Origin of the sequence: Desulfallas sp. Bu1-1, assembly GCF_015594625.1 — a bacterium.
Lineage (GTDB): Bacteria > Bacillota > Desulfotomaculia > Desulfotomaculales > Desulfallaceae > JADNRQ01.
Genome location: NZ_JADNRQ010000020.1, coordinates 1 through 24,230 on the forward strand (window position 1 = coordinate 1; position 24,230 = coordinate 24,230).

Consider the following 24,230-nt stretch of genomic DNA (forward strand, 5'->3'; position numbering starts at 1 on the left):
CAATAGCCTAATTTTGTAAGTTAGTATATTATCCTTCTGCTGTCCGAATCCATTTTATGAAGAATGGATTAGTCGGGTTAGTTTGTTATTGCCTTTTTTATAGCGAGATCATTAATTTTCAGGATAGAAGTTATCACCCCTTTATAAATGGGAATACTGAAACTGAAAACGGCTCGAGGTCCCCACCAACCGGGGTTTTATCTTAAACCTCTGAAACTGTTAGCGGCAGTTTCAGAGGTTTTTGATTACTTGCCGCGGTTAGTTAGCTGAACAACGAGGGTTAACAGGAGAATCACTGCTATGACAATTTGTACCGCATCATTAATTGTGATCATCCCGCCTCACCCCCTTTCATGGATGTTTCCATCCCCGGCAGGTGAGGCCCGCCCTCAGTCCAGTATTCCCAACATTATTTTACCATTTTCTTGTCATTGTGACAGAAAAATTTTCCTTTTGTCTGTACAGGCACCACCACCTTTCATTCAGGCCATATAGTGGCCACGAAATACCCATGTGACACCCGGGCATTAGTAGCCACTACACAGCCTTACCATTTACCTTACCCAACCAACTAACCAACCAACCAATTAATACCCTCTCAGACGCCCGTAAACGCCCTTTAAAGCGCTTTTAACCAGCGTGGTAATGGGTAAGTGCCAGTCTTAATGCCTGCATTAAAATTATCAGGCTTTTTCATCGAATCCGTCGTTTTCCTTAACGACTTCGCCAAAACCTCAAGCTCTGACACAGGCAACTCACCAAACTCTTTATGAATTAATTTCAGGTACAATTCCGGGCAAACCGGCAATGATTTTAAAGCCCCCACACGATCTTGTAATCCTCATTACCGGTCGGTAACAGCTTAATCTTCAAAACCTTCGCCCTTAACTCTTGCCGCTTGAATCCGCTACATCCCGAAACCACTATAGCCAAAACCGCCATAAAATCCACAAAACATAGTTCAGACAACAGCGGCCACCATTCACCCGTCGGTTTTTCAAGTAATACATCCACCATCTCCGCAAGTTTACGGCGATTAACCAAATCTATATAAATTTTTTGCCCTTCAGCACATCCAACATCTACCACAATAACCCCTCCTTTGATAAAATAAGGGGCACCAGGGGTTACCCCTCGGGGGAGAGCATTACACCCGCTTCGCTTGCTGGCAGAAAGGTGTAATGCCTCCCATATTAAAAACTATCGCCGCCAAATACCCAACCACCTTCCCGTTAATGCACCCCGTCGCCTACAAGCAACTGCCGCACATCACCCAACCTTTCCCGCGAAATGTCGCGGATCCCCGCAATCATAACCGGTATCCACGATCACGTTTTCCACCACCACCTTGGCGCCGTAGTTCCAGCACCACTCCACCGCCGTTTCCAGAGTGCCGCACTCCACCAACAAAGAAACCTCGTTGTACACCGCCCAAATCCCCTGCACCGTCTTCCTGACTTTCCACACCTTCTCCATACATAACCGCCCCCTTTGATAAAAAATAATGTCCGGGAAACACCGGCGAAGCCCATACAGGGGTTTGGGGATTCCCAATCCCCAAATCGTCCCCTCATCAAACCCCGCCGTTTTTCGCCTATCGGCTTAAAGGCCGAACCAGCGCCGGCGTGCCCTCCAGTAAAGGGTCGCGCATGCGCGAGGCTGAGGAATACCGGACCGGCCCGGGACCCCGAAGAAAAACCCCAAAGACGGGCCGGGAGGATATGCCGCAGGCCCTTGCCCTTTACTGGAGGGCCAAAGAGCCGGCGCTATAATGAGGCCGCCGATAGGCGAAAACCAAGGCGCCGCGCCGGCGGCGCTTCCGCTTCCCCGCGGCATTTTCCGTCCGACCCCAAAGCCCGGCCCCAAAAGCTGGCTGGAATATGCCGCCCCACAAGACCGAGCCGGACGGTCGCGTTATACCCCAAAGTCATGACCCCAAAAGCGACGGTCCGGCGACTCACACCACTTAAACATCATCCAGGCTATAACCCAACTCCTTAACCATCCGTTCAATATCCTCCGCTGTGGGAAGGTAAACCCCGTAACCGGTGGGACTGGCCGCCACCGGCACACAAACACCCAGCTGTATCCACCCGCGTTTCTGAAACTCCAGCAGCACCCGCAGGTGTTCCTTACTGATACCCCGCACCGCCAGGTCATGTTCACCGGTTTTAGCCAGGTAATCTTGGGCAAGCTTCCTGCCCGGATACAGCGGCACAATCCTTTTCCCCTCTTGCCACACGGCGTAATAATTGCCGTTCGTCTCCCCGTCAGGTTCAATACTCATCAACGCCCAAAACGGCTCGCCAACCACATCCGGCCCGGGGAGCATGACACTCAACGAACGTTGCAAACACCGCCTGGTTATCTCAAATACGTGTTTTTCCACACGTAAACCCTCCCCTCAATACTTCCAGTTGGCCTTTAAAACCTTAACCCTCATCCCAACATCCTTTGCCAGTTCTAAAACCTGCTGTTGCCTGGTTTCCGCGAACACCAGAAAATTAACCACCAGTTTTTCCCGCAACTCCGGCGGCAGACGGCCATAAAGCCTGACCCTTTCCACCAGGTACTTCAACGAATACTGGTAATCGATCACCAAAACGTGTAACATATCTTCTTTCTCGAAAAACAAATCCGAACCGCGAAAGCACTTGGCTAGCACGTCATAATCGGCATCCATCCACCGGCTTAACACCTCCCGGCGCGGCAAATACTCAACCCCCGTTGCCAGGGCGAAATCACATGCCACCAAGTGCTTTAACACCACATCTATGCCGGCATTGCGGTAAACCTTCGCATACCAGGGAAGCACCAAACCAATCGCCTCACCGCCCCGGGGAGCCAGGTAATAATACATCCGGCCACGACCAAGCTGCCCGCCGTTTATCAACTTACCTCGCCGTAAAACCAGCAGCCTTCTATAAGCAGTATTACGGGCACTATTAAATACACCCGCCTTGAACAGCTGTTCCAGCGTCACAAACCGCCACCGGGCCAAAAACCCCAGCACTTGTTTATCTCTTTCCGTAACTACAACCAGGTCTATTCCCCCTTACACAACGTAAGTCATAAACTCCCCCGTAGCGCCATACCTGGCCAGCGTCTGTTCCCGCCCGGCGGGGCACACCCATACCGTCCTTTTGCCGGCAAACCCGTCCACCTTCTCGCGGATCTGCGTGGGAGTATATTTACCGCAATCAGTTTCCACAAAAACTTCCTCGCCGGCGTCACTGACGTAACAGGCATCGGGGATTATCGAGTCACTTCCCCCTTCAAAAACCCCGCGCTCAATCTCCATGGCATCGCCGATCCGCCAGGTTGCTTTTTCGCTGTCGGATAGGGTAAAGTAAACCTCATTCGTCCGCACCTGGTGCACGATCTCGTTGGATTTGCCCGGGTGGGTGAACACAATACTCCGATCCAGGCCCGGCCCTTCGGGGCCGGTAGCCCAGCGTTTGCCCTTTGTGTCCAAGCTGTAAACCTTCATGAAAGTGCCCGGCTTTTCAGCATTTACGGTATGCTCTGCAATATACCCCGCCTTTTGCAACTGTTTCAGCCGGTCATCACAGGTACGTTCCTTGGCCGCCGGCCAGTAGGCGTTCTTGACTTGGGCAAAAGACAAGACCCGGCACCTGGCCAGGTCCGTAAGAATAGCTTTATCCCGTTCTGTTAACTGTTTGGCTTTGGTTATGCGTGCGATAATACCACCTCCTGTGCATAGTAACCCAAGGTAGCCCGGGGCAAAAACGGCCCGTAGCGCAGCCGGCGGGCAATGAGGCGAAGAAGCCGAATTGCCGGCGGAGCGCAGGGCCGCCGGGGGTCCGGGGGTTAAATAACCCCCGGCGGGGGTATGGGGTTCCAAGGGGAAGGGGGCGGCGCCCCATTCCCCTTGGGCGGCCCGCAGGGCCGCTGGAGCAGGCCGGGTGAGCGCGGAGCGCGAACCCCGAAGGCCGGAGAGCGGCAGGGGCGAAGCCCCCTTGCCCGAGCGAAGCGAGGGTGCCGCCGCAGGCCGAAGCCCCGCTTATGGTCCGTGCGAACGAAGTGAGCTACGGACCATTGGCGGGGGGCCTGCTCCAACTCCGCCGTTGTTTGCCGCAAAACGGCAAACAACAGGCGGAGGAAAACAGCAACGGCGCGGGCTAAAGGCACCAGGCGCTTCGCAGGAGGACGGCGCAGACAGCCCACACCGCGAAGCGGGGAGGCTGTCTGCGGGGTACCTCTGCGGGGTGGCGCCGGGTGAAAGCCAGACAGCAACTGCCATATATGGCGGTTGCTGTCTGGCTACAGGACAACCTCTTCCGCCCGCGCGTTGCTGTTTTTGTTGCCACCGCTTTCCATCACAGCCTGGTTTTGCTTACCATCATTACCGGCTTGATCCCCCGGTTCTTCCGCCTGGACCAATTTTTGTTTGGCCCTAAACAGCATTTCCGTCACCGTGTTTGTTTCCGGGCCCGGCTTCGGCGGCTCGGGTACCGGCAGCGGCGTTTGTTCCAGCCGATCCTTTTCGGCTTTAGGGATCAGGTAGGTGTGGTTGGCCAGGGTGGCCAACCGCCCGCGCCTGATGATCACCGACTTGCCCGGGGGCATGGCTTTGAACAGGTTGGGGTGTAGCAAGGGCATTTCTATTTCGGTGATGTTTTTACCCATGGTGTTACGCTGGTTGTTGACGCTTTGCAGAAGACCGCTGGTCATTGTCTTGTTTTCGCTCCAGCTGGTGGCGGTATGCAGCACGGTGCCGGTGTACTGCGAAAACAGCTCGGCGTCAGCCGGCGTGTCGGCGTTGAAAATGATTTTGGTCCTGGTATTCACCTGGATGGTGTTGATGAAGTCGTCACCCACCGCCTGCAAATCGCCCATGGCCTGGTTGGCCAGCACCAGGCTGTAGTTGGCGCTCCGCACTTTGGAAATAACGTTCCGGAAGGCCTGGCAGGCCATGTTCTGGAATTCGTCGATGGCTATGACCGCCAGCATGGATTGCGGCGTGCGAAAAGCCGCCTGGTACTGCAGGTCCTGGGCTATCATTTTGCCCAGGGCCGAACTGGTCTCCGGAGCCAGGGCGGATTTCAAATCGAAATATACCACGTCACCGCGGCTCATGATTTCCGCCAGATTGATATCCGGGCAGGGTGAGTTGATCTGCAAAAGGTCGGCATAGGGTGTTAAAGCGGCAGTCAGGCCCTTGATCTGGCTTTCGTCCACCCTCTGGCCAGTCAGCTTGGATACCAAACCCGGGTTCAATAAAATACCGTGAATGTCGCCCAGGGTGTATTTCACTCCCCGGCGGTCCAACTCTTTCAGCAGCGGGATGAATGTGGCCTGCTGTACATAGCTGTAGAACTTGGCTTCCCCCTGGAATACCAGCTCCAGCGCGGTCATGATCCGCTCCGCTTTGTTGAGTGCGTTACCGCTGGCTAGGGGGTTGTAGGTGTTGCTGTTGGCACTCGGGTCCAGGGTAAAGACATAAAACTTTTTACCGTTTTCCCTGGCTTCCCGGGCCAGCAGTTGAATAGCCTGCCGGTCCTCTTTGAAGTCGATTACTACCAGGGCAGCACCTTTGCGAATGGCTTGGATACATATGGGTGTTACGCCGAATGCGGTTTTGCCGCTGCCGCTGCCGCCCAGGATGTGAATATGCTCGGTCATCTCGACAGCCGACAGCACCACAGGCCGCCGCTGGTCGTCCAGGCCGAGGAAGTACTGGTTTTGGGGCGTGCGGGCCAGGTATTTGTTGATGTCGAACTGCACTTTTTTGAATCTGATTTTTCGGATGTCCCGGTGGTCTATGCTGTTGCCCTTCCTAAAAGCCTTTACTTTGCCCGCGGTAACTCCGGCCAGGGCCAAGGTAACCAAGACGCTGTTTAGGAATATCCAGCAGGTACGTATTTCGGGGTTGGACAGCTTGTCCGCTGCAAACAGCCAGGCCCGGGCGGTGAAAAACGGGTGCTGCCAATACCAGGTAACCAGGCTGAAATCGGGAGGGACCGGGAAATGCTTTAGCCCGTCTATTATAGCCATGATGAATGCCGCGGCAGTCCCTAGGAGCCAAACGTCCACTAGGTATATGACAACCAGAGCCAGGCAGCCCAGGCTGGCCAGCGCTGGCCATTTGTATTTGCCCGGAACTTCAGTTAGCCAGTTACGAAAGGTATGTATCACCGTTATATGCCCCCCATCAATTCATATATAGTGACCTAATCAGCTCTTTCCGCCGCCGGGCTTCGTCGTCGTGCTCCGTGCCGGCGGTGTTGGCCGCCTTACGCCCGGTTTGTTGTTTCGGCGATGCTCTCGTGCTTTGTTGTTGTTGACGCCCCGGGCGCAGGATGTAATCATCACGCAGCGCAACAATAAGAAAGCCCGGGGCGTTTCTGGTTTCCACGCTTCCGAGCATTCGGATTTTCTCTTTCACTTTTTCTTGGCCGTATTTTTTGACCAGATTCTCAAGCAGCTTCGCCGGCAGCTGTGCCCCGCAGGCTTTTTCCGCTTGTTGCTGGAGCTCGTTGATGTTGTTGTTTGATTCGTCGGCAGGTGAGCTTTCGGGGATATTATCCTCTCGACTTTTTTCGACAGGCGGCTCCTTAACAACAACAACATTATTACTACTGAGTATTTTTCTGTCGGAAAGCTCTTTCCGCTCTTGACCGGAAAGCTCTTTCCGGTCCGGACCGGAACGCTCTTTCCGGTCCGCGTCCCCCAAGGGTTCCAGGCGATCATTTTCAGAGATGTCATGAATGTAGTATATGTTAGTTTGATTCAGGCCTCGCTGAATCCAGGAGACTAATCCAAACTCCCGGAGCTCATCCAAGTATTTTCTGACTGTCCGGTCCGTGCACCCAGCCGCTTGAGCCAGTCTCTCCTGCCCCGGGAAACATTCATTTTCCTGCCAGGCGAAGGCGAGCAACATTGAATATAGACATTTTGCCGGCATCGATAGATTCGGCGCAAAAAGTACCTTGTTTGGTATGGAAGTAAACCCCTTTTTCAAGGTGGGGTCCATTATGATTAGTGTCTTTTCTTGCACTCATCTTCCCTCCCAGGGGTGAAAACAGAAAGATAACCTTCCCGCTCGAGCTCCTCGATAATTCGGTTTACCTTCTTTACCGGAAATCCCGTTACTTTAGCCAGTTCATGTCGGCCGGGAAAAGTTCCGCCGCCGTAAACAAACGCCGATATAATCATATACAAACCTTTTGCTTCCAGGGACAACCCGCTTGCAGTCAGCACGGCGTTCGGTATGGGTGTGAACCCGCCTCTAAGTGTCGGGTCGAGGATAACCAAGGTTTTTTCCATAAACTTAACCTCCCTCCAGGGAAATGAAAAAACAACAAAGCAATGGCCTTGTTGTTGCAAATTACAGGATGTATGTGGAATTCCCCTCAGTTGTTCTAACTGACAGTATATGGTATAATGTTATTTGTAACTATTCAAAGAGGTTGATGCGCTATGCTATTTTTAAGTAAAAATGAAAAAAGAGCACTCGGCGAATTCTCCACCCGGATAAAAAATGCCCTTGGCGACAATTTATTTGACTTAAAACTATTTGGTTCAAAATCAACAGGCAAATTTGATCATGAATCGGATATTGACATACTTTTAATCGTCAACCACAGGGACGATAAAGTTTTAGATGTAATAAGCGACATTCTGTTGGACGTGGAACTTAATTATGCTTCAAAAATATCCCCTGTAGTGCTTACCACTGCGGAATTCCTTAAGAATCAACAGCACCAAACCCTGTTTTATCAAGAAATCACGAGGGACGGGGTAACGCTGTGAGTGGAAATGGCATTGATTTGGCCCGATACCGTCTCCAAAGAGCACAAGATCATTTAAAATCAGCAGAAATACTTTTTTACGCCGGCATGTACAACGATTCTCTTGGGCGCTCATATTATGCCATGTTTAATGCAGCAAGAGCTCTATTAGCCCTGAAACAACTTGATAGCAAAAAACATAGCGGCGTGATTTCTCTATTCAATCAACATTTTGTTAAAACCAATATAGTTGACCGTGCTACCGGCAAGGATTTTAACAAAGCCCGGGTGAGACGAGAATCATCTGATTACGCCGATTTTTATTTAGTCAGTAAAGAAGAAGCCCAAAGCCAATTGGAAGCAGCAAAAAGATTCTTAAGAACAATAAAAACCACTTTGGAATCCATGACATTAGGTTGAAAAAAATGGCTAGAAAACAAAAAACCAGAAAACTGGTATCGACCCTGGGCCAAAAGAAAATTATCCTACATTACGATGATGAGGCTGACGTACTCTACATTCACTTCGGAGAACCGGTGGAAGCGGATGATACCGAGTTAACCGAAGACGGTCTAATTATACGTTACCAAGCTGGAAAAATGGTCGGCATAACTATGCTTAATGCCCATAACTATGCCGGGGGATAATCACAAATTGACAACCAATTGGAATCCGGCTGGAATACCGGCTTTCAGTCGTTATTACCGCTTTTCAATAAAGTGTCGCAACCGCCGGGTTGTAAAATGGGATCGCCAATTTTCGCCCTGCCGTCATTACCGCTGCTGCCGTTGGCCAGGATGTGGCAATTGGACAAAATTAACTTTTCACCGGTTTTTTTATCCTTTACCACAGCTCCAAAAGTGCCGGCACTGATTTTATAATGTCCGATACTGCTCCCGGGAAGGGCCGGGCGTATTTTATTGGATCTTTCCTTCAGCAGCCTTACCCGCCCGATCTCAATAACATCCGTATCCAGCCCGTTTATTTTAGCCGGCACCCTGTGTGCACGGTGCAATTCCTTTGCAGCCACTTTTTTTTCAACAAAGACAATAATAGCCGGTTTATCGGTGCGGGTCATATCCACCCGCTTATATCCAACGCCCACACCCCTGACATTCGGCAACTTTAAAATTCGATCCTTGACCTTTTCCAAAGTGCGAAAATGTCTTTCCATTATACCCCCTCCTTTACTGGTGTCTTTTGGCAGCTAAAAAAAGTTGATCCCTTCAATAAGGCGACCGGGGCACACCCAGGCGGTGTTTCCCCCTTGTTTCCATGCCCCCTATACCGTCAAAACCGGTAATTGTACCGGCAATAACCTCCCGCAGGGGAACCGGATCATAAATTGATGTGTAGGCGATTTTTTCAACCACAAAAACAGGGTCAAAGGCGTGGATCAGCACACGCTGGGGCGAGCTGGCAAAATTAGCCCCTGCTTCCAGCAAAGCCTCGTAATGGGATTGGCAGGCTCCAGCAAATATTACCAGATCATCCCTGCTTTTTTCGTAGCGCCGGGCAGCCCTTACGGCGTCCACAAAATGGATCGAATTATAGTAGTTGTTAATATCGGTGAAATCCCTGGCACCTTTCTTAAAACCGTCATGCCCGGTGAGTACCAGCAAATCCGGCCTGTGTTCCTGCAGCAAATCATAAATTTTTTCAGCCTGCTGCTTTTCCGGGATGTTATAGCCGTCCGCCGGTATCTTCAGCTGGCGGTAGGTGGTCATACAAAGATCCAGGTATTCGCCGTCCCCGTCGACATGCAATACCCTGCCGGGGACGTCAAAACTATCTATCTCCCCGGGGTTGGCATCATCCCCCTCCACCGACCGCATGAGGTTTTTTTGGCGCTCCTGCTTGCGACGCGTAAAAACACGGCGCATTGCTTCATGATTTTTCAACATGGCCATCCGCCAGTATTCAGCCACCTTGGCCGCCTCAATCGGAACCAGGTCTTCCAGTGGAGCCGTGGCGCACAGGCGCATGTCCAGCCCGTTTAAGCGGGCTATTTTATTGCCGTTTTCATCTTCATTAATCTTTTTAACTTTAAAATAAATATCCAGGCCATACGATTTTCGCCCAACCACATCACCTACATTGATTTCTCCCATAGGCAGACCCTCCACTATTTTTTACATTCTATGAAGCACCAGTGGGCAGGTGTGAATATCCGGTTATAAAAACTTCCAGATGAAACATTTACAGCATTTCAGCATAATCTAAAATACCTTTCCAAATGCTGTTAACAGGAGGGCCCGCTTATGTTTGTGGCCGTTATACCCGCAAAAAACGAAGCCGGCAGCCTGGGGAAGGTAATCGCCAAACTGCCCGTAGACTTACTGGACTTGGTTATCCCGGTGCTGAACGGCTGCACCGATAATTCATTATCCGTACTATTGAAAATGAATTGCCCGCTATTGGCCCCGCTGTATTTTGCCGAACCGCTGGGAATAGATGTCCCCCGGGCGGTGGGAGCGGCTCTGGCCCGTAAACTGCGTGCCGGGGGCGTGCTCTTTCTGGATGGAGACATGCAGGGGGTTGACGGGGAAATATTGCGGCAACTGATCCGGGCAGTGCGGGATAACGGAACGGATCTGGCCCTCACCAACTGTTACCCGGCTGGAAATTACCGCGGCCTGAGCCCGGAGGCGGTCCGCCTGATTGAAATCAGAAAAAAACTTAACCAACATTTAAACCTATTGGAAAAGATCGGCTCCGCCACGCCTTCCCACGGCCCGCACGCCGTGTCGGCCCGCTTGCTGGAACTGGCGGACCCCGCCGACTTCGCCATTCCCCCGTTATTGCTGGCCAGGGCCGCCCGGGCCGGGTTGCAAGTGGCGGTACACGCCGAAACACTTCATTTACTACTGGGTTCCTCCTTGAGAAGCAACCATCACACCCAAAAAATTTTGGAAACCATTACCGGCGACTGCCTGTCCGCCCTGCATGCCAGGAACGGAAAACCGGGCCACAGAACCTTGGATGGAAGGGAATATATCGGTTACCACAACGAACGGCGCTGGGATTTGTTGGAATCATTTATAAGCGATGGTTTAACCGGTGATTATTTTTAATTTAAAAAAAACAACAGGATCCTGGCAGCTTTTGCCAGGATCCTGTTGTTTGCCGGCCGACAAGTTTTTAAGTTGATAATGTGGAAAGATATTTTTCAACCTTATAGCGGAAAAGCACTGCCGTCAACATAATTACCGCACCAAAGAAACTCAGGCCGGCCAGGATACCAAAAAAATTGTCCAGTACCCCGCCCAGCGCCGGCCCCACTAAAAGCCCCAGGGAAAAGCAGGTGTTGAAGATGCCGTAGGCCAGCCCGGCCCCGCCCTCCTGCCCCCGGTCCCGGCCGGCAGCAACAACGTGATACATGAGCGGTTGACTCGGCGTCAGGGCCGCACCCAGGGTTATACCCAACAGGATCATAACCGCCAGCGCCGGTATTAATCCCGGCGCCAGGGCCAGAAACGGAAGGCAAATGGCGCTGGTGATCAGGCCCCAGTAGATAAAAGGAGCGTACCCGTACCGGTCCGACAAAATACCCACTCCGACGTCACTAAAAGCATGCACCAGGCCCATCACACCGAATAACAGGCCAATTTGCAAGCTGTCCAACTCAAAACGACGGTCGAAATAATTGGGCAATAAAATTTCCAACATGCCGACGCTGCTGCTGGAAATCACCACCACCACGCCCAGCCATATCAAACCCGTGTTCTTTGTCGCCCCCCGGGCGGAAAACCCCGCATTCCCGTTTCCCCCGGCCAGGGGGCCGAAGTCCGCCTTCAATACAACCAGCGACAGGATCAAACAAAATACCGCCAGCAAAGTAAACATCCCCCGGTACCCAAGAAAATGGTATAACACGCCGCCTGCTGGCGGGCCCAAAATTGTACCCAAACCCATGGCCGCCATAACCAGGCCCAGCTTTTCCCCCTGCTGCCGGGGATATAACAGTGCCACCATGGCCAACCCCGCCGTCCACGAAGCGGCTGCCGCAACACCCTGGGTAAACCGGCTGGCCAGCAGCATCCACGGGCCGTTGACGGCACCGTAAAACATGGTGGTCAGCGCCAGCCCCAGCATTCCGGCTCCAAAAACTTTTTTATACCCGTACCTTTCGGCTATCAGCCCCAGGGGGATGCTGAAAACCAGCAATCCCAGGGAATAAGCCGCGAAAACCACACCAATCGTCAGAGAGTTTAATTGAAATTGTTTGGTGTAAAAGGGAATTAAAGGCACAACAGCGCCGTAAAGAAGCGTATCAGTGAAAATGAGAACCATCACCAGGAAAAAAACGCGTTTATTTTGATCCTTGGTCAAGTCGCCGTTCATGGCGGTCTCCCTCTAAAAACCCGGTTTTTCCTTCACAACCCGCGTCTCGCATAAAAAAAGAACGTGTAATTAATAATTTTCTACACGTTTTCTCAAATGCCTTTATATTTTAAAGTTGCTTATTTTTGCACATTTTTTAATATTCTTTGGGACAACTGATAATTCCAACAGAAATTTACTTCGTATGTTTATCCGCCACGCTGGAAGCGCCGTACGCCTCGGGCTTGATCTTGGCCCGGAAGCCGCTTCCGGTGACCATACCCACAACCTCTTTAATCAAATCCCTGGTTTCGCCTTGTACGCCCACGTCAATGTGAATCTCCACCTGCATATCGTCAAAACCGCTTTCGGAAAAATGCTTGGCGATTTGCCCACCCAGTTCCAGGCTCAGGGCCGTTTCGTAAAACACTTTCTGCCGCAGGCTTTTAATTTTCCGGTGCCTTTTTTTGCGGTAATAATACCTTGCGCCCTTGCCAAGCCGGTGCACCACCACGGCAGTGATGAAACACGTTTCCTCCCTGACCATGGAATCGGTGCCGACGATAATTTTATATGATGAACTGGGCAAGCCCCTGATGTAATCCATGATATTTTCCATCATCTCGTTAAAAGAAAGCTTGCCCTTGGACGGACTTATAAAAAACAACCCGGTCCATCTCCTTTTAAATTAGCTGGTTTGGGTGTACAGGTTGGCCAGGAGTGCAAATTCACGCAAGTCCAGGGTTTCCCCCCTGCGCGCCGGGTCAATGGCCGCCTGTCGTAAAATTTCGGACCATTTTTCCTTGGGCACCCGATCGCGCATACCGCTCAAGGCATTGATCAAGGTTTTGCGCCTTTGCTGAAAAGCCGCCCTGACCAGGGCAAAAAAATGCTCCTCATTTAGCACGGAAACGGCGGGTTGATCCCTTACCTCCAGGCTAACCACCGCCGAATCAACTTCCGGGCGGGGAATAAAAACGGTGCGGGGTACCCGAAAGGCGGTTTCCACCCGTGCGTAATAATTGGCGGCCACGGTGAGCGACCCGTATTCCCGGGTTCCCGGCCGGGCGGTAAGGCGACGGGCCACCTCTTCCTGCACCATGATCACCATACGGCTGATGGAAAATCTTTTTTCCAGCAGGTGCATGATTAGCGGGGTGGTAATATAATAAGGTAAATTGGCCACAACTTTGTAAACCGCGGGTTCTCTCACCGCGTCGAAAACCAGCCGGTCAAAATCGGTTTTTAGCGCGTCGGCTTCCACCAGGGAGACATTGTTCAGACTGCCGATGGTCTCTTCCAGAATGGGAAACAAACTGCGATCAATTTCAACCGCAATCACCCGCCGCGCCTTTTCCGCCATTTCACAGGTAAGCGAACCAAGCCCCGGACCGATTTCCACGACCACGTCCCCGGGTTTGAGGCCGGCGGTTTCAATGATCTTTTTTATTATATTACCGTCAACCAGAAAGTTTTGCCCTAATGTTTTTTTAATCCGAAAGTTGTACCGCCCAATTAAATCCTTAACCGTGCCCGGGGACAGGGAACCCATAATTTGCCTCCAAATAACAACGTTCTATTCTGTATTTTCTCTCACTTGAAGCCTAAATATATATTACCCCTATTTGCGGCAAAATGTCAAAAAGGAGGGCTTAATCGCCCTCCTTTCACTCAAGCAGGTATACCTTGACCGTTCGCCTGCCCCAGCGCAGGGCCTGGCTATGGGTTTCCATAAATACATCGATCCGGTTCCCCTTGATTTTACTGCCCACATCCATAGCCCGGCCGTAACCGTAGCCCTCGATATATAGACGGCTCCCCAGAGGTATCACCGAAGGGTCCACCGCCACCGTCCCCACCCGGGGCGGCACCCCCGTGCGGGTGTTGTTGCCGGTATAGGTATATGCCGTGGCCACCATGTCGTACGCCCGGGAGAATCTCAATTCATATCCCCCGCGGGATACGGTTTGCAAGACGCCCACCCTGACCACCCGGTCAACGGGTTGCTTGATTACATTGCTGGCCAGCAGCCGTTTTTCCGTTTCCTTACCGTTTTTCAGTACAACCTGCCATATCCGGCGCTCCAGTCCTTGGCTGCCCTGCTGGACCACCCTGATAATGCCCCTGTGCAGGGTTTTGTCGCTTTCCCGGATAATTTTATTGGGAATGGGGACTTCTTCCTCAACAATCCGGGTGGTAACCCGGTCCACCCGGATTAGCATTCCCGGCTGCACAGGTGTATCAATGGTGGGCTCCACGATATCCCTATCACCCAGGGCAACCCCTTTTTCCCGCAGGATATCGCCAACCGTTGCCGCCGCCGTGGTAATCCGGCTTTTCTCCTCCCCCACCTGCAGTGTAACCGGAACCGCCCGGTGGATCGTAACCGTCATCCCTTCCTCCAGGCGGGTTTCCCGAGCCGGTACAACCCTGTCCTGATCATCCAGGGTAATGCCGTTTTCCCGTAAAAGCGTTCCCACATCACCGGCGAAAGTCTGCACTTCCACTTGTTTACCGTCAACCAGAATCTTTATTTCTTTTTTAGTGCCATTGTAAGCCACCAGAATAGCCACGCAGAGCAGTATCACAGCCACCAGAGCCGCCGCAACCTGCCTTGAAAAGAAGTTGGCGGTTGACGCGTGCCGTCTCGCATGGTTATTCAAATAAGAACTGGAAATATGCACTTTTTCAAATCCCTCCCCGGTAAGCCACCGACAGGCCAATGCACGGCAAAAGGGTACTGGTAGTTATTCGCCATGTTACAGGTTGTTTCCTGCCGCGTTTGAAGTTAAATTTTCTCGGGCCAATTTAAAACCTATTTTTTTATTAATATGCCTTTATTAATTAAAAATTTACCCGGGCAAAAATTATTATCATAATAACATTACCATGGTTAACCGGACTTGAAAACCCTTTCTGGAAAATAATACAAAAAAATACAACAGTCGCCATAGGACAACTGTTGCACTTTCATTGTACCCGGTTAGAATTCAATTCCTTTTTGAGCCGGAATGCCGGCGGCAAATGGATGTTTAATTTCGCGCATCTCGGTTACCAGGTCGGCCAGTTCAATGACCTCCCCGGCCGCGTTTCGCCCGGTCAGCACCAGGTGCATGCGGGGAGGTTTGTTGCGGATTAGCTCCAAGACATCCGCCTTGTTTACAAGTCCATAGGATATGGCGTAATTAATCTCATCCAGGATCACCATGTCGTGCTCCCCTTCCCGCACGGCGCGCCGGGCTTCCTCCAGCGCTTTTTGCGCCGCTTCGCGGTGCGCGTTGAGCCCCTCCGGACCGGCGTCCCGGATAAAACCCTCGCCCATCTGCCGGATTTCAAAGTTCGACCCCAGTTTTTCCGAAGCCTTTAATTCGCCGTACTTCCACCCGCCCTTGATAAATTGCAACACCAGCACCTTCATTCCCTGCCCCCACGCGCGCAGGGCCATGCCCAGCGCGGCGGTGGTTTTCCCCTTGCCGTTGCCGGTAAACACCAGCGTCAGGCCCCTGGTTTCATTGCTCAAAACCCGTCCCCTCCTTTTTTCCCATACTCTTATATACCAGGCGATCCGGTGGTTTCCTCCGTACGCTCCGCAATTTTCCTCTTTGAAGAAAATTGCCGGTATGCGTTTGCGGCACGGACATCTACTCTATATTAAACAGCCTTTTGGCGTTGGCGGTGGTGGCCCGAGCCAGCTCATCAACGGATACGCCCCGCAGGGCGGCAATGTGCTCGGCCACGTGGCGCACATAGGCGGGTTCATTGCGGCGTCCCCTGTGGGGTTCCGGCGCCAGGTAGGGGCAGTCGGTTTCAATCAACAGGCGATCCACGGGCACCCGTACGGCAATGTCCTTCAACTTGACGGCGTTTTTAAACGTCACCGGGCCGGCCAGGGAGATGTAAAAGCCCATTTTGATACATTCCCCGGCCACCTCCCAGCTGCCGCTGAAGCAGTGCATTACTCCTCCCGCCGGGCTGATGCCGTCCCGGCGTAAAATATCCAGTAAATCGCCAAAGGCGTCCCGGGCGTGTATAATTACCGGCATGTTCAGTTCCCTTACCAGGGCCAGCTGTTCCCGAAACACCTGTTGCTGAACAGGGCGCGGGGACAGGTCCCGGTAATAGTCCAGGCCTATCTCCCCCAGGGCCACCACTTCGGGGCGGCGGGCCAGTTCATCCAGCCGGGCCAGGTAATCCGGCGGGACATCCCCGGCGTCGTGCGGGTGCACCCCCGCCGAAGCCCGCACGCCGGGGTATTTTAACGCCATGGCCGCGGCTTCTTCAGACGAAGCAAGGTCATAGCCGACGCACAAAACCCGGGTTACGGACGCTTCGGCCATGCGCTCAAACACCCGGTCCAGGTCCTGCGCAAATTGCTCGTCGTACAGGTGCGCGTGTGTATCAAACAATTCCGCCGGCATGTTATTCTTCCCCCAGGGTAGCCGGGTCAATGCGCGGGAACAGCGGCTCGCCCCGCTTTAGCACGGTGCCGCCGGGCAGTTTGCCCCAGCTCAATGATTCCCAGGTATGCAGCTCCGGTTTGTCCTCAAGCCCGAGCAGAGGCCAGGCCCGTTCGGGCAACCCGGGCATAAAAGGCGAAATCAGCACGGTGGCGAAGCGCAGCACTTCGGCCACATTATAAAGCACGGTATTAAGCCGGCCCTGTTTTTCCGGGTCCTTGGCCAGAGCCCAGGGCGCCGTTTCCTCGAGGTACTTGTTGGCCCGCCCCACCAGGCGCAAAATGGTTGCCAGGGCGTTGGAAATCTCCCGCCGCTCCATCAGTTCCTCCACCGCGCCGGGGGTACCCCGGGCCAGATCGATCAGTTCCCCGTCGGGTCCCTCCGGCCGTCCCGGCTCACTTAAATGCCCCTTGAAATATTTGTATGCCATCGCGCAGGTGCGGTTGAACAGGTTGCCGAAATCGTTGGCCAGGTCCTGGTTGATGCGGTGCACCAGGGCCTCCTCCGAGTAATAAGCATCAGCCCCCAAAGGCATTTCCCGGAGCAGGAAATACCGGATGGCGTCAACGCCGTATTTATCAATTAAGATCAGGGGATCTACCACGTTCCCCCTGGATTTGCTCATTTTGCCGCTTTCCAGCAGCACCCAGCCGTGCCCGACAACCTGCTTGGGCAGGGGAAGTCCCGCAGCCATCAGGATGATCGGCCAGATAATGGTGTGAAAGCGCACAATATCCTTGCCCACAAGGTGAATATCCGCCGGCCAGTACTTGCGGTACAACTCATCATTTTCCTGCCCGTAGCCCAGGGCGGAAATATAGTTGGTGAGCGCATCCACCCAAACGTAAATCACATGTTTGGGGTCGAAGGGCACCGGAATGCCCCAGTTGAACGTGGTCCGGGACACGCAAAGATCCTCCAACCCGCTTTTGATAAAACTGACCATTTCGTTTCGCCGGGACACCGGCTGGATGAAATCCGGGTTTTCCTCGATATGCTTCAGCATCCTGTCCGCGTATTTGGACATTTTAAAGAAGTAGCTTTCCTCCCGCAGCAGTTCAACCGGCCTGCCGCAGTCCGGGCAGTTTCCTTCCTCCAGGCGGCTTTCGGTCCAGAACGCTTCGCACGGAGTGCAGTACCAGCCTTCGTAACTGGCCTTATAAATATCTCCCTGGTCATACAGCTTCTGAAAAATTTGCTGCACCACTTTCTTGTGCCTTTCCTCGGTGGTCCTGATAAAATCATTGTTGCTGATGTTTAAGCTGCGCCAGAGGTGTTGGAAACCGGCCACGATTTTATCCACGTATTCCTTCGGGGTTTGCCCCCTCTCCCGGGCCGAGCGCTCAATTTTCTGGCCGTGTTCGTCGGAACCCGTCAAAAACCAAACATCATAGCCCGTCAGCCTTTTAAACCGGGCCATGGCATCGGCCGCCACGGTGGTGTATGCGTGGCCGATATGAAGATTATCACTGGGGTAATAAATGGGTGTAGTGATGTAAAAAGTTTTCTTTTCCGCCATAAATAACTCCTTCCCCATATTTGAAATTATGGCCAAAAAATGGCCGCTTCCAATAAAAAACGCCCCCGTTGACCAGGGGCGGAAATGGTATCCGCGGTACCACCCTTATTTTCCCTTTTCCAGGTGGAAAAGGTCTCGTTTAAGGTACGGGGAACACTGTTCCCGATACCCCAAGCGTGGTAACGGTGCTTAACCCGGTGCGGCCTAATGGGAACCACAACGTTCTATCCGTTCAGCCGACGGCTCCGGAGCCATGTTCAACCCGGTCTCCCCGGCGGGCTCTCACCTCACCCCGCTCTCTGGGCGGTTCCCCCGGATTTACTCCTCTCCATCACAGCCTTTTGGCAATCATATGTATTTTAAAAGAATCCGATGTATTTTGTCAAGTTTTCCCTGGAATAAAAGATTTTATACAAAAATAACCAAATATTTTCAAAAAAATGTTGACTTTTAATTACATCATTGGTACCATTTACTTGAATAATTAAATCATTTTATGTCGAATTTTGTCATTTTAGGGGAGGGATAGTCTTGAAATCAACAGGTATTGTCAGAAAGGTGGACGAGCTGGGGCGCGTGGTTATTCCCATCGAATTGCGCCGCACCCTGGGCATCGATGAAAAGGATGCCCTGGAAATTTATGTAGACAACGAAAAAATCATCCTCAAGAAATACGAGCCGGCCTGCGTATTTTGCGGCAATGCCGCCGACGTGCAACATTACAAGGGCAAGCTGGTCTGCCGGAGCTGCGCCGAGGCCATGTACCAGAACGTCAAGGAAAAAGCCATGTAAGTACATATTCATGTTTTTTTAGTTTTCTCTTTGTTCATAAGCTTGTACAGGTCCCGCCGGGGGATATTCCTCAGGCGGGCCACTTTTTTAATCGCCTCATTTGGGTGCAGCCCTTCCCGCGTCAAAAGTTCCACGTGTTCCTCCGGCGCAAGGAAATTCCACTCCCGGCCGGTTCCGGAATCTTCCCCGGCGCCGGTTTTGCCTTCGATGACCAATACGAATTCCCCCCGGGGCGGGTTCGCGCTGAAATAATCTCGCAATTGGCTGATGGTTCCGCGGTGAATTTCCTCGAACCGCTTGGTTAGTTCCCTTGCCGCGCAAGCCCGCCGGTCACCCAGCACATTCAAAAATTGATCCAGCGTTTTAAGCAGCCGGTGCGGCGCCTCGTACAAAACAATGGTCCTGGTTTCCCCGGCCAGCAGGGATAGGCGCGTTTGCCGCTCTTTATTTTTTTTGGGTAGAAACCCCTCGAAAACAAACCGGCCCGACGGCAAACCAGAGACGGTGATCGCCGGCAAAAGCGCGCTCGGACCGGGGAGAGGCACCACCGTTATCCCCTGCTCCAGAGCAGCCCGGACAAGTTCCTCGCCCGGGTCGGACACGCCCGGGGTTCCGGCGTCGCTGACCAGGGCCACATTTTGCCCCGCCAGCAATCGCTCCAAAAGATACTCTCCCTTGCGGTGCCGGTTGTGCTCGTGGTAACTGGTCAACGGCGTGTGGATATCGTAGTGGCTGAGCAGCTTGCGGGTGTAGCGCGTATCCTCGGCGGCAATTAAGTCGACTTCTTTCAGCACGCGTAAAACCCGCAGGGTGATATCCTCAAGGTTGCCGATGGGAGTGGCGCAAAGATACAGAACGCCTTTGGGGCCCGGTTCCATGGCTACCGCTCCCGGCGCAGGAAGGCCGCGCAAAAAAGACACTCGTCGGCCCGGGTTTGCCCGAACTGGATATTGCAAACATGAAACCCGGCTTGGTATAAATTGACCAGGTTTTGCCGGCCCGTTACCATACCCGCAGCGCCACCCTCGTCTCCCGCTTCATTCGCCCGCCAGTGATACACTTGCTGCAACTGCCGTCTCAGTTTTTCATTTTCTGTTTCCAGCATTTCCACCTGGCTTTTCACACTTCTGATCTCGCTCAACAGTTCTTGCGCCCTGTTCTCCATGGTCTTCAGTTTTAGCGTTAATGGTTTCATTCTGATCACCTACCGGTGTTTCAACTTCTATGGCGCTGCAGGGATATTCCTTGACCAGCTTGCTTTCCTTGAGCTCAACATGCACGGTTTGCTTAAAAATGTTGATTCCGTTTACTTTCCCCTCACCGTCCGGGGTGATTACCCGCCGGCCGGGCTCGGGAAACTTTTCCTTGGCCTGCTCGTACGCCTCGTTTTCAAACTTGAGGCAGCACATCAAACGCCCGCAGATGCCGGATATTTTGGTCGGGTTCAGGGAAAGGTTCTGATCCTTGGCCATCCGGATGGAAACGGACGCAAAATCAGATAACCACATGGAGCAGCAGAGCTCCCTGCCACAGCAGCCCAGTCCCCCCATCATCTTGGCTTCATCCCTGACCCCGATCTGGCGCAGTTCAATGCGGGTCCGAAATACCGACGCCAGGTCCTTCACCAGTTCACGGAAATCGATTCGCCCGTCGGCGGTAAAATAAAAAATAATTTTATTGCCGTCAAAAGTCTGCTCCACGTCCACCAGTTTCATGGGCAGACCGTGGGCGGCGATTTTTTCCAGGCAGATGTCGAACGCCTTTTTCTCTTTTTCCCGGTTTGCCATTAATTGCTCGAGGTCCTCCGCTTCCGCCTTGCGAAGCACTTTTTTCAGGGACCCCACCACCTCTTCCTCGGGCACTTCCCTGGGCCCGGTTACCACCATACCGTATTCAACGCCCCGGGACGTTTCCACGATCACTCCGTCGCCCACCGCCAGCGGTAAATCGTTGGGGTCGAAGTAATATATTTTTCCCGCTTTTTTAAAGCGTACTCCCACTACCAGGTACGACAATGACAATACCTCCCGTTCACGCGTCCCCTAATCCCGCAATTTTAAATGCCAGGGTATCCAACAACAAGCGATGGTTTACGTTCCCGGCCAGCCGGCGGGCCGCTTTTTCCAGTGCTACCAGTATATCCAATATTTCCCTTTCCGAGTAAATATCTGCCAGTCTGGATATATTCTGCCTGTAATCAACGTTGATCAGCAACTCATCCCGGCCGATGATTCGCCAAACCAGGGCATCCCTGAAAAAGAGGACGGCGCAATTGATAAATGCCTCCAGGTCATCGCGCCCGTCCAACCCGTCAACCGGCAAAAGGGCGCCGTACGGCCGTTCCCCGGCCAAGCGGTCCAGCAATCCCCACATTTGGTCCCGCTTGTCCGCACCTTCCAGAAAAGCCAGGGCCCGCCCCGGGCACCCTCCGGATATTCTCGCCGCCACCCTGGCCCGCCCGGCATCGCCACCCCTACTTGCTTCCACCACCCGGTATACCTCTTCTTCAGGCAGCGGGCTGAACCGGTACAACTGGCACCGGGACCGGATCGTGGGCAATAACCCGTCGGTTTCATCCGCAACTAAAATAAATGTTACCCCCCGGGGGGGTTCCTCCAATATCTTTAAAATACAATTGGCCGCTTCCAGGGTCATTTTTTCGGCCTGTTCCACCAGGTAAACCTGCCTGCCCCCGCTGAAGGAAGTATAAGCGGCGCTGTCCTGCAAGGCCCTCAACTGGGCAATTTTGATGGAACCCCCCTGGGGGCGGATGATATGCAGGTCGGGATGCACACCCCGCTCCGACCGGGCGCAATCATCGCAATAACCGCAGGCATCGGTTTCACTTTGCCCGCACAGCAGCGCCCGGGCAAAGGCATGGCCGGTGGTCTTTTTGCCAACGCCCGGGGGCCCGCTGAACAGGTAAGCGTGGGAAACCCGGCCCGTTGCCAGGGCGCAGGATAAACTCCGTTTTATTTTATCGTGGCCTACCACGTCACGTAAAGCCGGCATCCGGCACCTCCGAAAAAAATTAATCACACAGCCGTCATTCCATCCCCAATGCGGTCAACACGCGGCGATGCACCTCCTGCTCCGGCGCATCCGCCCGCACCACGCGGAATATCTCCGGCCACCGGGAGGCCTGTTCCAAGTACCCCTGGCGCACCCGCCGGAAAAAAGCCGCTTTTTCTCCTTCCAGGCGATCCGGCGGGCGGTTTTTCAGCGCCCGGCGCAAACCGTCCTCCACCTCCAGGTCCAGCAAGATCACCCTGTCCGGCGCCAACCCGCCGGTGGCAAGCTGGTTCAACCTGGTGAGAAATACAATGTCCACGCCTCTCCCCCAGCCCTGGTAAGCCAGTGTGGAATAAAGAAAACGATCGCACAGCACCGTCTCACCCCGGTGCAGGGCGGGTAATATTTTTTCGGTTACGTGCTGGGCGCGGTCGGCCGCATACAAAAAAGCCTCGGTACGAGGCGTCAGGTCCCGGTAATCCGGGTCCAACAGCAGCCCCCGCAGCCTGTCCCCCACCCTGGTGCCGCCGGGCTCGCGGGTACGCAGCACGGGCATGCCCCGGGCTTCCAGGACCCGGGCCAGCAATTCCATCTGGGTGGTTTTACCCGAACCGTCTATCCCCTCAAAAACGATAAATTTGCCGCGCGTCAAATAAATTCAACTCCCCAATAATACCAAAACCCCGCCTGGCCAAAGCACCCGCGGAAATACAGCTTATTAACGCAAAGATTTAACCAACCAATATTTTACTGCGAAAAAATCAAAATATGATTTTGCTGCAAAAACCCGGTACTTGTATCCGGCGACCGGCCGCCGGCAACCATTAATCGTACCAACAACCAACCACCAACCACCTGCGACTAATCAGCCACCCTGACCGTCCGCAATGCCGGGTCGGCCGCGCCCTGGCAGTGCAGGCCGGATGCCCGCACCTGCAATAAATATTCGATCACTTCGGGGGTAATTTCCTCCCCGGGATAAATTATTGCCGTGCCGGGCGGGTACACCGCGATGATTTCACCGCATACCCGACCGCGGGATTCTTCCAGCGGTACGCTCCGCTGCGGCGACAGCCAGGCCCGGCGCGGCGTCGTAACCTGGGGTGGCACCGGCGGGCCCGCCGGCGAAGGAATAACAACGCGAGGCAACCCGGCATCCCGCCGTGCCTCCAGGCTTATATCCGCCAGGGCCCGGACCAGCGCCCGGGCGTCCTCGCGCCCCGTCCCCGGAGCCAAAACCGCCACCACGTTAAAAGCGTCGGCCATTTCCACATACACCCCGTACCCGGCCGCCAGCCGCCGGCCCACCTCGTAGCCGCTCAGACCAAGCCCTTTAACCGACACCACCAGCCGGGTGGGGTCGTGATCCAACGCGCCGCAGGTGCCCAGGTGCTCTTTACCCAGTACCACCAGCCCCGGTATGCGGGTTAGCTCCCGCAACGTTTCCTGCGTTATTTCCAGCAATTCGTCCAGCATATCCCCGCCGTGCCGGGCCAACTGCTGCCTGGCGGCATCCAGCGAGGCCAGCAAAAGATAAGAAGGGCTGCTGGTCTGCAGCAGGCGAAGCGTGCGGGCTACCTGCTCCCGTTGCACCCGCCCGGTGCCCAGGTGCAACCAGGATGCCTGGGTAAAGGCACCACCAGTCTTGTGCACGCTCTGCACCACTGCGTCCGCTCCCAGGGACAGCGCGTCCGCCGGCAGTGCGGGGTGAAAACGGAGGTGTGTACCGTGGGCCTCGTCCACAATCAGGGGAACGCTGTAGCGGCGGCATAGTTCCGACACCCCCGCCAGATCACCCACTACGCCATAATAACAGGGGTGAACCGCCAGCACGGCGGCGACACCGCGCCGGGGCAAAAGTTGCTTTAGCCTGTCCTTTCCGAACCCGGCGGCAAACCCGAACTCCGGTACGATTTCAGGTTCCAAAAACACTGGACGTGCACCGCTGAGCACCAACCCGCCCAATACCGACCGGTGGGCGTTTCTTGGCAGCACCAGCATATCGCCCTCGGCGCAAGTAGCGGAGATCAAGGCATGAATGCCCACCGTAGTGCCGTTGACCAGGAAAAAAGTATGCCGGGCGCCGTACAAGTTGGCAGCCAGTTGCTGCGCCGCTGCAATCGCTCCGTCCGGGTTGTGCAGGTCATCCAGGCCTTCCAGTTCGGTAACGTCCCAGCCGGGCAGATCGCCCTGCCGCATTACCGGGGACAGGGCCTGTCCACCCTTGTGGCCCGGTACGTGCAGCCGCACCGGGTTCCGGCGGCGGTATTTCTCCAGGGAGTCAATCAAAGGTATATGCATTTGATTTGAATTTTCCGGCAATATTTTCACCACTTAAAAATTTATACTAAAATATCATTTTAACATACTTGT

General features: G+C 53.7%; 29 protein-coding genes and 1 other annotated feature. Of the genes, 5 read left to right on the top strand and 24 right to left on the bottom strand.

Annotation, left to right across the window (positions count from 1 at the left end; genetic code table 11):
- Window positions 1-619: 619 nt before the first annotated feature.
- From IT084_RS14280 to IT084_RS14320, 9 genes are all read right to left on the bottom strand, one after another.
- Complete coding sequence (locus IT084_RS14280) at window positions 620-826, bottom strand: hypothetical protein (RefSeq protein WP_195713576.1); 207 nt, start codon at window positions 824-826, stop codon at window positions 620-622.
- Window positions 814-1,089 carry a hypothetical protein gene (locus IT084_RS14285; protein ID WP_195713577.1) on the bottom strand — a complete coding sequence of 92 codons (276 nt, stop codon included), beginning with the start codon at window positions 1,087-1,089 and terminating at the stop codon, window positions 814-816. Before IT084_RS14285 ends, IT084_RS14280 begins: the two co-directional genes overlap by 13 nt.
- A gap of 180 nt (window positions 1,090-1,269) precedes the next feature.
- A complete protein-coding gene (locus IT084_RS14290; protein ID WP_195713578.1) occupies window positions 1,270-1,476 on the bottom strand; it encodes a hypothetical protein in 207 nt (68 codons plus the stop codon).
- Between the two features lie 490 nt (window positions 1,477-1,966).
- Entirely contained in the window at window positions 1,967-2,389 is a 423-nt protein-coding gene (locus tag IT084_RS14295) for a hypothetical protein (RefSeq protein ID WP_195713579.1), read from the bottom strand.
- A gap of 15 nt (window positions 2,390-2,404) precedes the next feature.
- Entirely contained in the window at window positions 2,405-2,983 is a 579-nt protein-coding gene (locus IT084_RS14300) for a hypothetical protein (protein WP_195713580.1), read from the bottom strand.
- A 72-nt stretch (window positions 2,984-3,055) separates the two neighbouring features.
- The gene (locus IT084_RS14305) at window positions 3,056-3,865 is read right to left on the bottom strand and encodes a replication-relaxation family protein (protein ID WP_243276992.1); all 810 of its coding nucleotides are present in this window, start codon (window positions 3,863-3,865) and stop codon (window positions 3,056-3,058) included.
- A 419-nt stretch (window positions 3,866-4,284) separates the two neighbouring features.
- Window positions 4,285-6,159 carry a type IV secretory system conjugative DNA transfer family protein gene (locus IT084_RS14310; RefSeq protein ID WP_195713581.1) on the bottom strand — a complete coding sequence of 625 codons (1,875 nt, stop codon included), beginning with the start codon at window positions 6,157-6,159 and terminating at the stop codon, window positions 4,285-4,287.
- A gap of 16 nt (window positions 6,160-6,175) precedes the next feature.
- Complete coding sequence (locus IT084_RS14315; RefSeq protein ID WP_195713582.1) at window positions 6,176-7,021, bottom strand: helix-turn-helix domain-containing protein; 846 nt, start codon at window positions 7,019-7,021, stop codon at window positions 6,176-6,178.
- Window positions 7,003-7,290, bottom strand: coding sequence for a helix-turn-helix domain-containing protein (locus IT084_RS14320; protein ID WP_195713583.1), 288 nt, complete (start codon window positions 7,288-7,290; stop codon window positions 7,003-7,005). The genes IT084_RS14315 and IT084_RS14320 overlap by 19 nt, the downstream gene beginning before the upstream one ends.
- A 153-nt stretch (window positions 7,291-7,443) precedes the next feature.
- Here IT084_RS14320 and IT084_RS14325 point away from each other — a divergent pair, with 153 nt between their 5' ends.
- The 3 genes from IT084_RS14325 to IT084_RS14335 are packed head-to-tail and all read left to right on the top strand — an operon-like array spanning window position 7,444 to window position 8,401.
- The gene (locus IT084_RS14325) at window positions 7,444-7,776 is read left to right on the top strand and encodes a nucleotidyltransferase domain-containing protein (RefSeq protein WP_195713584.1); all 333 of its coding nucleotides are present in this window, start codon (window positions 7,444-7,446) and stop codon (window positions 7,774-7,776) included.
- Window positions 7,773-8,174, top strand: coding sequence for a HEPN domain-containing protein (locus IT084_RS14330; protein WP_313885491.1), 402 nt, complete (start codon window positions 7,773-7,775; stop codon window positions 8,172-8,174). Before IT084_RS14325 ends, IT084_RS14330 begins: the two co-directional genes overlap by 4 nt.
- Window positions 8,175-8,179: 5 nt before the next feature.
- Window positions 8,180-8,401, top strand: a complete 222-nt coding sequence (locus IT084_RS14335) for a DUF2283 domain-containing protein (RefSeq protein WP_195713585.1) — start codon at window positions 8,180-8,182, stop codon at window positions 8,399-8,401.
- A 44-nt stretch (window positions 8,402-8,445) separates the two neighbouring features.
- On the opposite strand, the gene IT084_RS14340 is transcribed toward IT084_RS14335, so the two are convergent.
- Entirely contained in the window at window positions 8,446-8,928 is a 483-nt protein-coding gene (locus tag IT084_RS14340; protein WP_195713586.1) for a hypothetical protein, read from the bottom strand.
- Window positions 8,929-8,980: 52 nt separating this feature from the next.
- Window positions 8,981-9,865: a sporulation peptidase YabG gene (gene yabG, locus IT084_RS14345; protein WP_195713587.1), complete on the bottom strand. Its 885-nt coding sequence runs from the start codon at window positions 9,863-9,865 to the stop codon at window positions 8,981-8,983.
- A 150-nt stretch (window positions 9,866-10,015) separates the two neighbouring features.
- Here yabG and IT084_RS14350 point away from each other — a divergent pair, with 150 nt between their 5' ends.
- Window positions 10,016-10,828 carry a glycosyltransferase family 2 protein gene (locus IT084_RS14350; RefSeq protein WP_195713588.1) on the top strand — a complete coding sequence of 271 codons (813 nt, stop codon included), beginning with the start codon at window positions 10,016-10,018 and terminating at the stop codon, window positions 10,826-10,828.
- Window positions 10,829-10,895: 67 nt separating this feature from the next.
- Here the strand turns inward: IT084_RS14350 and IT084_RS14355 are convergent, their stop codons facing one another.
- The 7 genes from IT084_RS14355 to metG form a co-directional block, all read right to left on the bottom strand.
- Window positions 10,896-12,098: an MFS transporter gene (locus IT084_RS14355; RefSeq protein WP_195713589.1), complete on the bottom strand. Its 1,203-nt coding sequence runs from the start codon at window positions 12,096-12,098 to the stop codon at window positions 10,896-10,898.
- A 175-nt stretch (window positions 12,099-12,273) separates the two neighbouring features.
- The gene (locus IT084_RS14360) at window positions 12,274-12,744 is read right to left on the bottom strand and encodes a ribonuclease H-like YkuK family protein (RefSeq protein ID WP_195713590.1); all 471 of its coding nucleotides are present in this window, start codon (window positions 12,742-12,744) and stop codon (window positions 12,274-12,276) included.
- 21 nt (window positions 12,745-12,765) lie between these two features.
- On the bottom strand, window positions 12,766-13,629 hold the full coding sequence (rsmA, locus tag IT084_RS14365) for a 16S rRNA (adenine(1518)-N(6)/adenine(1519)-N(6))-dimethyltransferase RsmA (RefSeq protein WP_195713591.1): 864 nt from the start codon (window positions 13,627-13,629) through the stop codon (window positions 12,766-12,768).
- A gap of 115 nt (window positions 13,630-13,744) precedes the next feature.
- Window positions 13,745-14,761, bottom strand: a complete 1,017-nt coding sequence (locus tag IT084_RS14370; RefSeq protein ID WP_195713592.1) for a 3D domain-containing protein — start codon at window positions 14,759-14,761, stop codon at window positions 13,745-13,747.
- Window positions 14,762-15,060: 299 nt separating this feature from the next.
- Window positions 15,061-15,597 carry a cob(I)yrinic acid a,c-diamide adenosyltransferase gene (gene cobO, locus IT084_RS14375; protein WP_195713593.1) on the bottom strand — a complete coding sequence of 179 codons (537 nt, stop codon included), beginning with the start codon at window positions 15,595-15,597 and terminating at the stop codon, window positions 15,061-15,063.
- Window positions 15,598-15,718: 121 nt separating this feature from the next.
- On the bottom strand, window positions 15,719-16,495 hold the full coding sequence (locus IT084_RS14380; protein WP_195713594.1) for a TatD family hydrolase: 777 nt from the start codon (window positions 16,493-16,495) through the stop codon (window positions 15,719-15,721).
- A gap of 1 nt (window position 16,496) precedes the next feature.
- Window positions 16,497-18,053 (bottom strand): methionine--tRNA ligase, encoded by a 1,557-nt coding sequence (gene metG / locus IT084_RS14385; RefSeq protein WP_195713595.1) that lies wholly within the window; start codon window positions 18,051-18,053, stop codon window positions 16,497-16,499.
- A gap of 71 nt (window positions 18,054-18,124) precedes the next feature.
- Window positions 18,125-18,397 (bottom strand) — a binding site (T-box leader).
- Window positions 18,398-18,584: 187 nt separating this feature from the next.
- Between metG and IT084_RS14390 the strand changes: the two genes are divergently transcribed.
- The gene (locus IT084_RS14390) at window positions 18,585-18,845 is read left to right on the top strand and encodes an AbrB/MazE/SpoVT family DNA-binding domain-containing protein (protein WP_195713596.1); all 261 of its coding nucleotides are present in this window, start codon (window positions 18,585-18,587) and stop codon (window positions 18,843-18,845) included.
- Between the two features lie 8 nt (window positions 18,846-18,853).
- On the opposite strand, the gene rsmI is transcribed toward IT084_RS14390, so the two are convergent.
- The 6 genes from rsmI to IT084_RS14420 form a co-directional block, all read right to left on the bottom strand.
- The gene (gene rsmI, locus IT084_RS14395; protein ID WP_195713597.1) at window positions 18,854-19,723 is read right to left on the bottom strand and encodes a 16S rRNA (cytidine(1402)-2'-O)-methyltransferase; all 870 of its coding nucleotides are present in this window, start codon (window positions 19,721-19,723) and stop codon (window positions 18,854-18,856) included.
- Between the two features lie 2 nt (window positions 19,724-19,725).
- The gene (locus IT084_RS14400; RefSeq protein ID WP_313885492.1) at window positions 19,726-20,040 is read right to left on the bottom strand and encodes an initiation control protein YabA; all 315 of its coding nucleotides are present in this window, start codon (window positions 20,038-20,040) and stop codon (window positions 19,726-19,728) included.
- Window positions 19,931-20,860: a stage 0 sporulation family protein gene (locus IT084_RS14405; protein WP_195713599.1), complete on the bottom strand. Its 930-nt coding sequence runs from the start codon at window positions 20,858-20,860 to the stop codon at window positions 19,931-19,933. Before IT084_RS14405 ends, IT084_RS14400 begins: the two co-directional genes overlap by 110 nt.
- Before the next feature lie 16 nt (window positions 20,861-20,876).
- On the bottom strand, window positions 20,877-21,857 hold the full coding sequence (gene holB / locus IT084_RS14410; protein WP_195713600.1) for a DNA polymerase III subunit delta': 981 nt from the start codon (window positions 21,855-21,857) through the stop codon (window positions 20,877-20,879).
- 34 nt (window positions 21,858-21,891) lie between these two features.
- A complete protein-coding gene (tmk, locus tag IT084_RS14415) occupies window positions 21,892-22,509 on the bottom strand; it encodes a dTMP kinase (protein ID WP_195713601.1) in 618 nt (205 codons plus the stop codon).
- A gap of 209 nt (window positions 22,510-22,718) precedes the next feature.
- Window positions 22,719-24,179: an aminotransferase class I/II-fold pyridoxal phosphate-dependent enzyme gene (locus IT084_RS14420; RefSeq protein ID WP_195713602.1), complete on the bottom strand. Its 1,461-nt coding sequence runs from the start codon at window positions 24,177-24,179 to the stop codon at window positions 22,719-22,721.
- Window positions 24,180-24,230: the final 51 nt, after the last annotated feature.

Bases quoted from the DNA above. Each gene is read 5' to 3' on its own strand.
- metG (WP_195713595.1), bottom strand. From the start codon at position 18,053: ATGGCGGAAAAGAAAACTTTTTACATCACTACACCCATTTATTACCCC.
- IT084_RS14320 (WP_195713583.1), bottom strand. From the start codon at position 7,290: ATGGAAAAAACCTTGGTTATCCTCGACCCGACACTTAGAGGCGGGTTC.
- IT084_RS14340 (WP_195713586.1), bottom strand. From the start codon at position 8,928: ATGGAAAGACATTTTCGCACTTTGGAAAAGGTCAAGGATCGAATTTTA.
- IT084_RS14325 (WP_195713584.1), top strand. From the start codon at position 7,444: ATGCTATTTTTAAGTAAAAATGAAAAAAGAGCACTCGGCGAATTCTCC.
- yabG (WP_195713587.1), bottom strand. From the start codon at position 9,865: ATGGGAGAAATCAATGTAGGTGATGTGGTTGGGCGAAAATCGTATGGC.
- IT084_RS14350 (WP_195713588.1), top strand. From the start codon at position 10,016: ATGTTTGTGGCCGTTATACCCGCAAAAAACGAAGCCGGCAGCCTGGGG.
- IT084_RS14290 (WP_195713578.1), bottom strand. From the start codon at position 1,476: ATGGAGAAGGTGTGGAAAGTCAGGAAGACGGTGCAGGGGATTTGGGCG.
- IT084_RS14400 (WP_313885492.1), bottom strand. From the start codon at position 20,040: ATGAAACCATTAACGCTAAAACTGAAGACCATGGAGAACAGGGCGCAA.
- rsmI (WP_195713597.1), bottom strand. From the start codon at position 19,723: ATGGAACCGGGCCCCAAAGGCGTTCTGTATCTTTGCGCCACTCCCATC.
- IT084_RS14380 (WP_195713594.1), bottom strand. From the start codon at position 16,495: ATGCCGGCGGAATTGTTTGATACACACGCGCACCTGTACGACGAGCAA.
- rsmA (WP_195713591.1), bottom strand. From the start codon at position 13,629: ATGGGTTCCCTGTCCCCGGGCACGGTTAAGGATTTAATTGGGCGGTAC.
- IT084_RS14355 (WP_195713589.1), bottom strand. From the start codon at position 12,098: ATGAACGGCGACTTGACCAAGGATCAAAATAAACGCGTTTTTTTCCTG.
- holB (WP_195713600.1), bottom strand. From the start codon at position 21,857: ATGCCGGCTTTACGTGACGTGGTAGGCCACGATAAAATAAAACGGAGT.
- IT084_RS14335 (WP_195713585.1), top strand. From the start codon at position 8,180: ATGGCTAGAAAACAAAAAACCAGAAAACTGGTATCGACCCTGGGCCAA.